The organism is Corynebacterium afermentans subsp. afermentans (assembly GCF_030408355.1).
Classification (GTDB): domain Bacteria; phylum Actinomycetota; class Actinomycetes; order Mycobacteriales; family Mycobacteriaceae; genus Corynebacterium; species Corynebacterium afermentans.
Window position 1 is genome coordinate 172,456 of record NZ_CP046606.1, and the last position, 12,211, is coordinate 184,666.

At 66.2% G+C, this 12,211-nt stretch carries 8 protein-coding genes, 1 tRNA gene and 1 other RNA gene; 8 read left to right on the top strand and 2 right to left on the bottom strand.

Translation table 11 applies throughout. The annotated features are described in order from the left end of the window. Window positions 1–9 precede the first annotated feature (9 nt). The gene (gene gluQRS / locus CAFEA_RS00690) at window positions 10–948 is read left to right on the top strand and encodes a tRNA glutamyl-Q(34) synthetase GluQRS (protein WP_063938754.1); all 939 of its coding nucleotides are present in this window, start codon (window positions 10–12) and stop codon (window positions 946–948) included. Window positions 949–1,044: 96 nt separating this feature from the next. Next, window positions 1,045–4,245, top strand: coding sequence for a YPDG domain-containing protein (locus tag CAFEA_RS00695; protein ID WP_063938730.1), 3,201 nt, complete (start codon window positions 1,045–1,047; stop codon window positions 4,243–4,245). Window positions 4,246–4,315: 70 nt separating this feature from the next. On the opposite strand, the gene CAFEA_RS00700 is transcribed toward CAFEA_RS00695, so the two are convergent. Beyond that, the gene (locus CAFEA_RS00700; RefSeq protein WP_238635454.1) at window positions 4,316–6,040 is read right to left on the bottom strand and encodes an alkaline phosphatase D family protein; all 1,725 of its coding nucleotides are present in this window, start codon (window positions 6,038–6,040) and stop codon (window positions 4,316–4,318) included. Window positions 6,041–6,172: 132 nt separating this feature from the next. Continuing rightward, a tRNA-Ser gene (locus tag CAFEA_RS00705) sits at window positions 6,173–6,261 on the bottom strand. A gap of 122 nt (window positions 6,262–6,383) precedes the next feature. Between CAFEA_RS00705 and ffs the strand changes: the two genes are divergently transcribed. The 6 genes from ffs to CAFEA_RS00735 all read left to right on the top strand — a co-directional run bounded on the left by ffs (window position 6,384) and on the right by CAFEA_RS00735 (window position 12,211). After that, window positions 6,384–6,479, top strand: an RNA gene (gene ffs / locus CAFEA_RS00710) — signal recognition particle sRNA small type. A gap of 21 nt (window positions 6,480–6,500) precedes the next feature. After that, entirely contained in the window at window positions 6,501–7,781 is a 1,281-nt protein-coding gene (locus CAFEA_RS00715) for an aspartate aminotransferase type Ic (protein ID WP_063938731.1), read from the top strand. 10 nt (window positions 7,782–7,791) lie between these two features. Continuing rightward, window positions 7,792–9,924, top strand: coding sequence for a DNA polymerase III subunit gamma and tau (locus tag CAFEA_RS00720; RefSeq protein WP_063938732.1), 2,133 nt, complete (start codon window positions 7,792–7,794; stop codon window positions 9,922–9,924). Window positions 9,925–9,963: 39 nt separating this feature from the next. Next, window positions 9,964–10,338, top strand: a complete 375-nt coding sequence (locus CAFEA_RS00725) for a YbaB/EbfC family nucleoid-associated protein (protein WP_063938733.1) — start codon at window positions 9,964–9,966, stop codon at window positions 10,336–10,338. 63 nt (window positions 10,339–10,401) lie between these two features. Further along, entirely contained in the window at window positions 10,402–11,028 is a 627-nt protein-coding gene (gene recR / locus CAFEA_RS00730; protein ID WP_063938734.1) for a recombination mediator RecR, read from the top strand. A 103-nt stretch (window positions 11,029–11,131) separates the two neighbouring features. Beyond that, window positions 11,132–12,211: an HNH endonuclease signature motif containing protein gene (locus tag CAFEA_RS00735; protein WP_063938735.1), complete on the top strand. Its 1,080-nt coding sequence runs from the start codon at window positions 11,132–11,134 to the stop codon at window positions 12,209–12,211.

The following is a 12,211-nucleotide window of genomic DNA, read 5'->3' on the forward strand; positions in this document are numbered from 1 at the left end:
ATGGCACACATGTCTGATTTTCAAGCTCCCGCCGGACGTTACGCGCCAAGCCCCAGCGGTGATCTGCACTTCGGCAACCTCCGCACCGCGGTGCTGGCGTGGTTGTTCGCCCGCCAGACGGGCCGCAACTTCTACCTGCGGGTGGAGGATATTGACTCGGAGCGCTCGTCCTCGGAGTCCGCGGCCCGCCAGATCGAGGATCTGACAATGCTCGGACTCGACTTCGATCCGCCGGTGATCTACCAGCACGATCGCGGCGACGCGTACGCGGAGGCGCTGTCCCGCCTGGACACCTACGAGTGTTACTGCTCCCGCCGCGACATCCGAGAGGCGGCCTCCGCGCCCCACGCCCGGCCCGGCATGTACCCGGGCACCTGCCGTGATCTTTCAGAAGAGCAGCGTGCTTTACGACGCTCCGAGCTCCACGCCGAAGGCCGCCTCCCCGCAATCAGGCTGCGCGCGCACGTGCGCGAGTGGACGGTGCACGACTTCTACCAGGGGGAATACACCGGTCCGGTGGACGATGTGATCCTGAAGCGTGGCGGGCGGATCGACCAGGCGCAGGCGGGGGACTGGGCGTACAACCTGGCCGTGGTGGTCGACGACGGCTACCAGGGCGTGGACCAGGTGGTGCGTGGAGACGATCTGTTGTTTTCGGCGCCGGCGCAGGCGTACCTATCCGACCGCTTAGGGTTCACAGCACCCGTTTATATTCACGTTCCGTTGGTGGTTGGGCCGGAGGGACGTCGATTAGCAAAGCGCGACGGGGCGGTGACGCTGCGGGAGATGCTCTCCGAGAACGATGTGGACGATGTAGTGGCGCAAATCGCGGAATCGCTAGGTTACGTGGGGGTTTGTAGCGTGCGTGAGTTACTGGAAAAGTTCGACCCATCACAACTTTCGCAACATCCTTTTATGTGGACGCCTCAACAATATGAAGATTTGTGAAGCATAACCTGTCCGTTATATGAGAAAATGTTGCGAAATCTCTGAATTTTGCTCATATTGGGCGACGCCTTTTTGTTAGTTATCGAGGAGAACCCAATGAACGCGAAGAAGATCGCCGCGAGCGCCGTCGCGGTGGCTCTCGGCACCTCCGCCATCGTGGCGCCGCAGGCGGCTGCGCTGCCGGAAGAGTTTGTCAGCCCGCCGGGTGCGGTCGGCAACCCGGGACAGGAGGAATGCCAGGTTGTCATGGAGGACACCGTTTCCACCTCTCGTCCGGACGAAGCCAGGGAGGCGTACCAGAGCGGTGTCTCCGCTGGTGTCGCGCTGAACAGGACTAACACCGAATATCTGACGTGGGTCACCCTGGACAAGAAGGGTGAGCGCATCTTCGAGCGCGCCAAGGCGGAGTTCGACGTAATCAACTACGCATCCAAGGACGTCACGCAAACGTTCACGGTGAAAGAGCAGCAGCCGGGCGCGCTGACGTTCGACGCCAAGTTCCCGGAAAGCGGCGATGCCGTCGCGCTCGACGTCACGGACATTGTTCCGGCCGGCACCAACGAATTCTCGCTTGCACCGCGCAAGAACCAGTATGTTCCTGTGGGGCTTGGCCTGAACAATTCCCTGGATAAACAGACGTGGGCGTGGAAGATCAACCAGCCCAGCGCCATGGGCTCGACTGGCACCAGTGTGAAATCCCGGGCGAGCGTCGAAGTCGCTCCGTGGCCGATTGAGACGGACAACTGCATGCCGATCACCGCGTCGTCCACCGAGTCCAAGGCGATCATCGCCGACGACAACGAGTACGACACCGGCATCACCGTCGCCAACGCCGAGAACGACTTCGAGCGTCTGACTGGCAACGTCACCGTGGGCGGCAAGGCCGTCGCCGACGCGAAGGTGCGCGTGGACGCCAACGGCAAGGTCTACGTCACCCTGCCGAAGGGCGCAACCGGCGGCGTGGACAACAACAAGCCGGCCAAGGTCGACGTGCAGCTGCTCGCCCAACCGCGCGAGGAGACCAAGGACTCCAAGTTCGAGGCCTACAACTCGCCGCAGGCGCTGCGCGTGGTGGACGACCTCGGCCGCGTGACCCAGGATTCGCCGGAGTTCACCGGCGAGGTCCCGGTGCAGCAGTTCGCTCCGGAGTACGAGTCCCCGGCGACCGTGAAGCCGGGCAAGACCGTCAACGTTGCGCTGCAGACCCAGCCGGGCGACGTGCGCGGCAAGGCAGTGGACGCCACCTACACCGTGAAGAACGCCCCGGAGGGCTGGACCGCTGCACCGGCGAAGGACGGCACCCTGAAGGTCACCGCACCGAAGGGTGCGAAGGGTGGCGACACCGCTGAGTTCACTGTTGAGGTGGCGTACCCGGACGGTTCCGTCGATACGCTGAAGCCCGTTGTGAAGGTGACGGACTTCCAGGCAACCGTGACCACTCCGGGCTACGGCGAAGAGCAGGGCAAGCGCGGCACCGAGGTCACCCTGCCCCAGACCGAGAAGCTGCCGAAGGGCTCCACCTTCACCATCACCGAGGGCCAGGACCTGGGCGACTGGAAGCCGGAGATTGACCCGGAGACCGGCAAGATCACCGTCACCATCCCGAAGTCCGCGAACCCGGGCGACGAAAAGACCATCCTGGTTGACGTGAAGTACCCGGACGGCTCCACCGATACAAAGGTCCCGGCCAAGGTCATCGTGCTGAACGACCCGGCATACGGCGAAGTCACCGACAAGCCGGGCGAGACCGTCGAGCTGCCGCAGACCGGCGACGTGGTCGACGGCTCCACTTTCACCATCAACCCGGAGCAGGACCTGGGCGACTGGAAGCCGGAGATTGACCCGGAGACCGGCAAGATCACCGTCACCATCCCGGAGGGCGCGAAGCCTGGCGACGAGAAGGAAATCCTGGTCGATGTCAAGGATCCGAAGTCCGGCAAGGTTGACACCGTCCCGGCGAAGGTCATCGTCCACGGCGTTCCGGAGTACCCGGCAGTGGAAAAGACCCCGGGCGACAAGGTTGTCCTGATCCCGGCAAGCAGCCAGACCCCGGCAGACTCCACCTACGAGATCACCCTGGACCAGGATCTGGGTGACTGGAAGCCGGAGATCGACCCGAAGACCGGCGAGATCACCGTCACCGTGCCGGAGACCGCCAAGGACGGGGACAAGAAGACCATCAACGTCACCGTCACCTACCCGTCCGGCAAGACCGACGAGGTCCCGGCGGAGATCAACGTCAAGGAGCCGGCACCGACCGAAACCCCGGAGCAGCCGGGCACCCCGGGCACGACCGGCCCGACGATCATCATCCCGGGTGAGACAAAGGAGCTCACCCCCGAGGTCATCGGTGACAAGGACGGCGACCCGACCTACAAGATCCCGGACGGCTGGAAGATTCCGGACGGCTGGAACATCACCGTCAACCCGAAGACCGGCGACATCACCATCACCGCGCCGAAGGACGCCACCCCGGGCACGAAGATCGACGTGCCGGTGGAGATCACCTTCCCGAGCGGGAACACAAAGACCCAGGAGATTCCGGTCGAGGTCGGCGAGACCTCCGAGGGCACCATCCCGTTCGTCCCGGGCCAGAAGGATCCGCTGGTGATCTTCGTACCGAAGGACGCGGACAAGGGCACGGACCCGAAGCTGCCTGAGGGCTGGACCATCGTCGAGCGCGGTGACAACACCTTCACCATCGGCGTGCCGGAGGGCACCAAGCCGGGCACCTACGAGATCGTCTTCACGGGCAAGGACGGCTCCGGCGAGGTCAAGGTACTGGTCGAGGTCAAGGAGGGCGCGATCGTGACCGAGCAGGGCTCCTCGGAGAACCTGCAGAAGTGCTTCGCCAACATGTCCTCGGAGTCCAACCCGCTGCTGTGGCTGATCCCGGTCGGCCTGCTCATCGCCATCGGCGCACCGCTGGCCGGCCCGCTCGGCCAAGAGCTGAGCAAGGCTGCCGCGAACGTGTCGGCGCAGATGAACATCCCGAACCCGTTCGAACAGTTCGGTATCGACGGCACCATCAACCGCCGCCCGCAGCCGGAGTGGATGACTCAGCTGCAGGCTGAGGCTGGCCGCATCCAGGCGCAGTTCGGCCCGCAGGTCACCCAGGCCGCCGCAATCGGCCTGTCCCTGGCCGGCCTCGCAGCAGGCCTGGGCGTCCTGGCCGCGCTGTGCAAGGACGGCGAGCTGCCGGAGTGGGCGGCGTCCTCCACCAACGCGGAAGGTTCGTCCTCGAACAAGGACGCTGAGGGTTCCTCCAATGAGGAGAATCCGGCTGAGGAGAAGTAACTCCCACCGCTAGAACGCCCAGCCGCCCCCCGTTAGATCAACCGGGGGCGGCTGGTTTTTCGTCGATAAGCTATTGCCCGAAGCCCTCGCTCTTGTGCCACGTCAGTGACGCGCCGGGGGAGACCGGCGAGGCCGGGTCCAAGATGTTGTGGACACGAAGCCACTGCGCGTCCACCTGCTCGGGCGTGATGTCCACAACCGTGTAGCCGTGCGTGTCCAGCGCCACGTGGTGCAGGCTGGGGTTCGCCGCGCGCAGGTAGCCGCACGCCGCGCCGAAGATGGGGTGGCCGGCGCGGATTTTCGTCGACTCCGCCACGTTCGGGGCGGTGATGGAGGAGCAGACGATCTCGCAGCCGATCTCGTCGCCGCCGTGGGTGATGGTGTGCGCCCACTCGGAGTGGATGTCGCCGGTGAGGAAGATCGGCTGCTTGCCCAAACGTCCCAGGGCGTTGATCAGGCGGCGGCGCTCGAAGTCGTAGCCGTCCCACTGGTCGCCGTTGAGCGGCATGTCGTTGAGCTCGGGCAGCGGCGCCTGCGCCGGCACAATATTCGCGCTGAGCGACTTAGCGACGGGACGCGTGGCCGCATGGTTAAACGTCGCGCCGATGTGCAGCGGGGAGAACATCACCGAGTTGCCCAGCGCGTTCCACGTCGCGGTGGAGTGCTCGAGGGTGTCGATGAGCCAGTCGTACTGCTCGGAGCCGAGCATCGTGCGCGCGTCGCCGGTCTGGCGGGCGCCGCCGCGCCAGAACTCCTTGTCGCGGTAGGTGCGCAGGTCCATGATGGTCAGCTCCACCAGGTTGCCGAACTGTAGGGAGCGGTAGATGTGGCCCTCGTCGGAGGTTTCGGTCAGGCGCACCGGCATCCACTCGTAGTAGGCGCGCATGGCGGCGTCGCGGCGGGTGTGGAAGTCGCCCTCGTCCGCGTTGTGGTTGTCGGCGCCGTCGCGCCAGTTGTTGTTGGCGATTTCGTGGTCGTCCCACACCACCACCCACGGCATGGCGGCGTGGGCGTCGCGCAGGTGCGGGTCGGTGCGGTAGCGGCCGTAGCGGGTGCGGTAGTCCGCCAGGGCGACAATTTCGTGGGCGGGTTGGTGCAGGCGCACGGGTCCGTAGCCTGCGTATTCGTACTGGGCGTATTCGTAGATGTAGTCGCCGAGGAAGACGGTCAGGTCCAGCTCGCCGTCCCAGGCGCGGGCCGCCATGTCCTTGTAGGCGGTGAAGAAGCCGGATTCCCAGTTGGCGCACGACGCCACGGCCCAGCGCTGCCGGTCCACGTGCCCAACGGGGGCGGTTTTGGTGCGGCCGAGCGGGGAGGCAGCACCCTCGTGCGGGCCGTTGGCCACGGTGAATGCGTAGTAGTAGACGGTGTCCGGTTCCAGGCCGGACACGTCGACGTGGATGGTGTGGTCGCGCTCTGCGCGGCTTTCGGTCTCGCCTTCGGCGATGACGTCGCGAAGCTGCGCGTCGCGCGCGACCCGCCAGCGCACCCGGGTGTTGGTGCCGCCGCCGGAGCCGGGCATCGCCTGCTCGTCGGGGGTGATGCGCGTCCAGATCACCACCGCGTCCGGCAGCGGGTCGCCGGAGGCCACGCCGTGCACAAACGGCAGCGGCGCGAGCTCCATCTCCACGGGCACCGGCTTCGTCGGCAGCGTGCTCTGCGATTGCGCACTCGGCACCGCCACCGCCGCACCCGCCGCCGACGTCGCCACAGCGGCGGTGCGCAAAAAGCCGCGTCGAGACAGGCGCTTTTGCCTATCGACGCCCTCCGGTTGCCTCCGCTCACACCCGTACACGCCCCACAGTGTGGGCTCTGCGCGCCCGGTCTGCTACCGGGGGAGGGCGATGTAGCTGGGAATTCGCCGGAAGTTCGCGCGGAGTTTACTTGCGGCAACGCAAAAGCCGGCACCCCGTGGGGTACCGGCTTGTGGCGGAGGATGTGGGATTTGAACCCACGAGGGTCGTGAAACCCGCACGCGTTCCAGGCGTGTGACATAGGCCGCTAGTCGAATCCTCCAGCGACGCTCGAAAGCGTCTTGCGATATATTAGACCACCCAGCGCCCACGGCCAAAACCGCAGCGCATCCGGCTTATGCGCCCTTGGCTTGTTTCTGGAGGGGCAACATGGCTACAGTAGCGGGCAGGATCCCACGCGGTGTTATCTTGTGAACTCCCCCAGGGCGGGAACGCAGCAAGGGTCAGCGAGCTCTGGCAGGTGCGTGGGGTCCCTTTTTAATGCGCGCTACGATGTAACCCATGTCTCTTTCGGATCTTGATCCCACTCAGTTCTCCGAGCTGGCCCAGCGCACCCGTCAGCAGTACGACGAGCTCAAGGCCCGCAACCTCAACCTGGACCTCACGCGCGGCAAGCCGTCGAGCGAGCAGCTCGACTTCTCCAACGCCCTGCTCTCCCTGCCGGGGGAGGGCGATTACACCGACAACACCGGCGCGGACGTGCGCAACTACGGGGGCCTGACCGGCATCGCCGACATCCGCGAACTGTGGGCCGAGGCGTTAGGCATCGATCCGGACAACCTCATCGCCGGCGATTCTTCCAGCCTGAACATCATGTTCGACCTGATCTCCTGGTCGTATATATGGGGCACCAACGACTCGCCGCGCCCGTGGAAGGACGAGGAGCGCGTCAAGTGGATCTGCCCCGTCCCGGGCTACGACCGCCACTTCGCCATCACCGAGCACTTCGGCTTCGAGATGGTCCAGGTGCCCATGACCCCGACCGGCCCGGACATGGACGCCGTCGAGGAACTGGTGAAAGATCCGCAGGTCAAGGGCATGTGGACGGTGCCGATTTACGGCAACCCGACGGGGGTGACGTTCGCGCCGGAGGTCGTCGAGAAGCTTGCCGCGATGGAAACCGCGGCTGAAGACTTCCGCATCGTCTGGGACAACGCCTACGCCATCCACACGCTTACCGGCGCGCTGCCGGACAACCCCGACGTGATCGCGCTGGCGCAAAAGCACGGCAACCCGAACCGCTTCTGGTACATGTCGTCCACCTCCAAAATCACCCTCGCCGGCTCCGGCGTGGCATTCTTCGCTTCCTCGAAGGCCAACTTGGAGTGGTACGCCTCCCACGCCTCCATCCGCGGCATTGGCCCGAACAAGGTCAACCAACTTGCACATGCGCGTTTGCTTGGCGACGTCCAAGGGTTGCACACGCTCATGAAACACCACGCCAACTCGCTGGCGCCCAAATTCGAGGCCGTCATTGGGATCCTTGGCGACCGCCTCGGCGAGTTTGGGGTAGCCGAGTGGACCGAGCCGGAAGGCGGCTACTTCATCTCCCTCGACGTGCTGGACGGCTCCGCCACCCGCGTGTGGGAGCTGGCCAAGGACGCCGGCATCACCCTGACCAAAGCCGGCGCCTCCTTCCCGCACGGCGTGGACGAGAACGACCAGAACATCCGCCTCGCGCCCTCGCTGCCGCCGCTGGACGAGGTGCGCACCGCCATGGACGGCGTTGCCACCTGCGTGCTGCTCGCCTGCGTGGAAGCTGCGGAGGCGCAGGCGGGCTAGACTTGCCCGCGTGGCTCTGTACAGGAAATACCGCCCCGCAACGTTCGGCGAGGTCATCGGCCAAGAGCAGGTGACCCGCCCCCTTTCAACCGCCCTGGACAACGGGCGGATCTCGCACGCCTACCTCTTTTCCGGCCCGCGCGGCTGCGGAAAGACATCCTCGGCGCGCATCCTGGCGCGCTCGTTGAACTGTGCCGAGGGGCCCACCTCCACCCCCTGCGGCGTGTGCGAATCCTGCGTCGCGCTTGCGCCGGGCGGCACCGGCAACCTGGACGTGATGGAGCTCGACGCCGCCTCCCACGGCGGCGTGGAGGATATGCGCGAACTGCGAGAGCGCGCCCTTTTCGCGCCGGCGGAGTCGCGCTACCGCGTCTTCATCATCGACGAGGCCCACATGATCACCAAAGAGGGCAACAACGCCCTGCTGAAGATCGTGGAGGAGCCGCCCGCCCACCTGATTTTCATCTTCGCCACCACCGAGCCGGAGAAGATGCTGGGCACTATCCGCTCGCGCACCCACAACTACCCGTTCAGGCTGCTGGCGCCGCAGGCGATGCGCGAGCTGGTGCAGCACGTGGTGGAAGAAGAAGGCGTCCACGTTGACGAGAACGTCTACCCGCTGGTCATCCGCGCCGGCGGCGGCTCGCCGCGCGACACCCTTTCGATCCTGGACCAGATGCTCTCCGGCGCCGGCGAGGACGGCCTGACCTACGAGCTGGCCCTGCCGCTTCTCGGGGTGACGGACCTGACGCTGCTGGACGCCGCCGTCGACGCTTTGGCGGACCGTGACGCGGGCGCGATGTACCGCACCATCGACCAGGTCATCGAGTCCGGCCACGAGCCCCGCCGCTTCGCCCTCGACCTGCTAGACCGCATGCGCGACCTGCTGCTTATCCGCACCGTCCCGGATGCCTTCGGGCAAGGGCTTGTCGACGCACCTTCGGACCGCGCCGACATCCTCACCCAAGAAGCCCACCAGTTTTCCCCGCAGCACCTGGCGCTGCTGGCGTCCGAGGTCAACGACCGCATCGCGAGCCTGCGTGGCGCAACCTCCCCGCGCCTGCTGCTAGAGATCATGGCCGCCCACCTGCTGACCCTGCAGCCGGCCGGCGGGGCCGAGCTGCCCCAGCCTGCGGCTTCTCCTGCGCCGTCCCAGTCCACGCAGCCGCAACAGGCGCAGCAGCCGCAGCAACCCAGCCCTGCGCGTGCGGGCGGAGGCGCGGCCGCGGCGGCCGCCGCAGCTGCCGCGGCCGCGTCGAAGGGCCGCCAGCAGGAGCAGCAGGCACCCGCACAGCCTGAGCCGGAGCAGCCGGCGCCGGACCCGCGCCCGCAGCCTGTCGAGCAGCCGCAGGAACACCAAGCGCCAGACACCGACGAGTTGTTTGAGCGCATCGACAAGGATTGGACGCGGCTACGCCAGTCCGTCGGCGAGCGCAACAAGGTTGCCGAGATCATGCTCACCGAGGCCACACCGCTCGGCTTCGACGACGACGTGCTCGTGGTCGGCCACCACACCGGCGCGCTGGCCGAGCGCATCAACGCCGAAAAGAACAACGCCGACATCGCCACCGTGCTCTCCGAGAAGCTCGGGGCGAAGATGCAGGTGCGATGCGTTATCGGCACCGACCCGGCGACCGCGAACCTGCGCCGCCCCGCCAAGCGCGAGGTGTGGAACCCGGGCGCGGAGACCAATGAGGGCTCAGGCGGTGCGGGCGACTCTGACAGCTCGGACGGCTCAGATTCCGACGACCCCGCGCCCGCCTCGACCGCAGGCTGGGACGCGCCCGCCCAGATCGGCGGGCCCGCACCGGCCGGCCAGCAGACGCAGCAGCAGGCACCGCAGGCACCAGCACCGCAGCCAACCCCGTCGATGCCTGCCAAGCGCGAGGACGACTGGCGCTCCGCCGCCCTGGCCGCCAGCCAAAAAGCCGCCGAAAAAGCCAAGCGTGAACGCGACGAAATCCCGCCGCCGCCCGAGCCGTACAACTACGAGGAGGAGGCGCCGCCCGAATACACCCGCGAGGACGAAGAACGCGACATGGCCGACCAGGCGCGCGCCGAGACAGGCACCGCGGACCGCCGCGACGCCACCGAAGTGGCGATGGACCTGCTCGCCGCCCAGCTCGGCGCGAAGCCGTTGTAGACTGGCGCGAGAACTATCAGTGAACGAAAGGGGACAACCATGACCCAGCCGCAAGATATGCAGGAACTCATCAGCCAGGCCGCCGAGGTGCAGGCCGCCCTCCAGCAGGCGCAGATGGAACTTCTGCAGACCGAGGTCACCGGCACCGCCGGCGGCGAACTCGTCACCGTCACCATGACCGGCGGCGCCGAGATCACCGACATCAAAATCAAGCCGGAGGCCGTCGACGCCGACGACATCGAGTCGCTGCAGGACCTCATCCTCGCCGCGTACCGCGACGCCCACAACCAGGCCGGCAAGCTCGCCGAGGAGAAGATCGCCCCGCTGACCGGCGGCGCGATGGGCGGCGGCGCACCGCAGGGCGGCGCACCGCAGGCAGGCCCGGGCGAGGTCCCGTTCGGCGGCATCATCTAACTCCCGCTTAACCGCGTCCGGCCCCTTTGCGGTCGGGCGCGTTTTCTTTTGTGAAAGGACGCCGTGTTCGAAGGACCACTGCAGGACCTTATCGACGAGCTATCGCGCCTCCCCGGTGTCGGACCGAAGTCCGCGCAACGGATCGCGTTTCACTTGTTGAAGGAGGAACCGGAGGACGTCGATAGGCTGCGCGCCGCATTGGCTGCCGTGCGCGACGGGGTGACGTTCTGCCGCATCTGCAACAACGTCTCGCGCGAGGACGTCTGCCGCATCTGCGCCGATTCGGGGCGCGACAAAGCGCTCGTGTGCGTGGTGGAAGACGCGAAAGACATCCAGGTCATCGAGCGCACCGGCGAATACTCCGGCCGCTACCACGTGCTCGGTGGGGCGCTGGACCCGCTGGCGAACGTCGGGCCGAAAGACCTCGCGATCGCGCCGCTGTTGCAGCGCATCGGCGGTGTCCTGCCGGACCTGGAGGGCACCGAGGCGCCGGCGGTAAGCGAGGTCATCTTGGCCACCGACCCCGACACCGAGGGCGAGGCGACCGCGTCGTATCTCGTGCGCCTGCTCAAGGACTTCCCGGACCTGACCATTTCGCGGCTCGCCTCCGGCATGCCGTTGGGCGGGGACTTGGAGTTTGTCGATGAGCTCACGCTCTCCCGCGCGCTTACCGGGCGTCTGCAGCTTTAGCCCCCCTTTTTACTGCGAGAATGCCGGTTATCCACAGGGGTGGTGTTGCAAATTCCACAGGGCGGTCCGGGATGGGGTTGCGTTGGGTTTAGGGTCTGTGGCCATGAACTCGTTCGACGCATTCATCCAGGCGATGTCCGCAGTATCCATGGAGACGCTGCGGCACTTTGACCTGCCGGTTGCGCTTGCTGCCGGGATGGCGCCGGATCGGGCGCGTGCGTGGGATCAGATGCAGGACGTCTACTACGGGACAACGAAATTCACCCGCAAGCAATCGGAAGCCGCGCAGAAAGCCCGCGGGTTCTCCCTGGACGAGCTCGCGCTGATCGAACGACGTGTTGCCGTGGTGAAGGATGCCGGCGAGCGGTGGCGGCTGCGGCTGGAACTGTTGGATGTCACCGGCGGGTACCGCGCGATCGAACGCGCCGCACGAGAGATCGTGCCCCGCGAGGACAATGCCCCTAAGAAGAAACAAGTGGCGTTCTCGCAACCGAAGAACGGGCGGGCGCGCATCACCATCGACACCACCGACCGCAAAGCAGCCGACTTAGAGCACCGCCTGCGGCAAGGCATCGACGCCACGCTGCCGGCGGCGGCGCAGATGGAGGAGGCGTTCTGGCGCATCGTCGAAGGTAAGGCTGGCGGGGTGGTCGCCGCCGCGCCACGGCCGATCGTGCTGGTGCCGATCACGGAGCACGCCCGGATTATGGCGGGTGACGGCGACGACGTCATCCTGACGCTGACTGACGGCACCAGCATGACGGGTGCGGAGTACCTCCAGCAAGAGTTCGGCGAAGCCTTGGAGGTTGCCGCCTTCCACCCCGAGGAAGGCGCGGTGAACCTCTACGACACCGAACGCTTCGCCAACCAGAAACAGCGCGATATGGCCTGCATGGTCTCACCCGTGTGCGCCTTCCCAGGCTGCCGCCACGGCGCCTACGCTTCCGAGATCCACCACGTGACAGCGTGGAAACACGGCGGGCTGACCAACATGAACAACCTGGTGCCGCTATGCAGGTATCACAACCGGATCAACGACAACGACCCCTGGCGCAACAAACGCGGACACATCACCATGATCAGGGGCGCGCCCTGGTGGGTCTCACCCCGCGGCTACCACATCAAAAACACTGACCGCGGAGCACTCGACCAACTCTTCGGACCCCGAAGAGCTGGCCCCTAA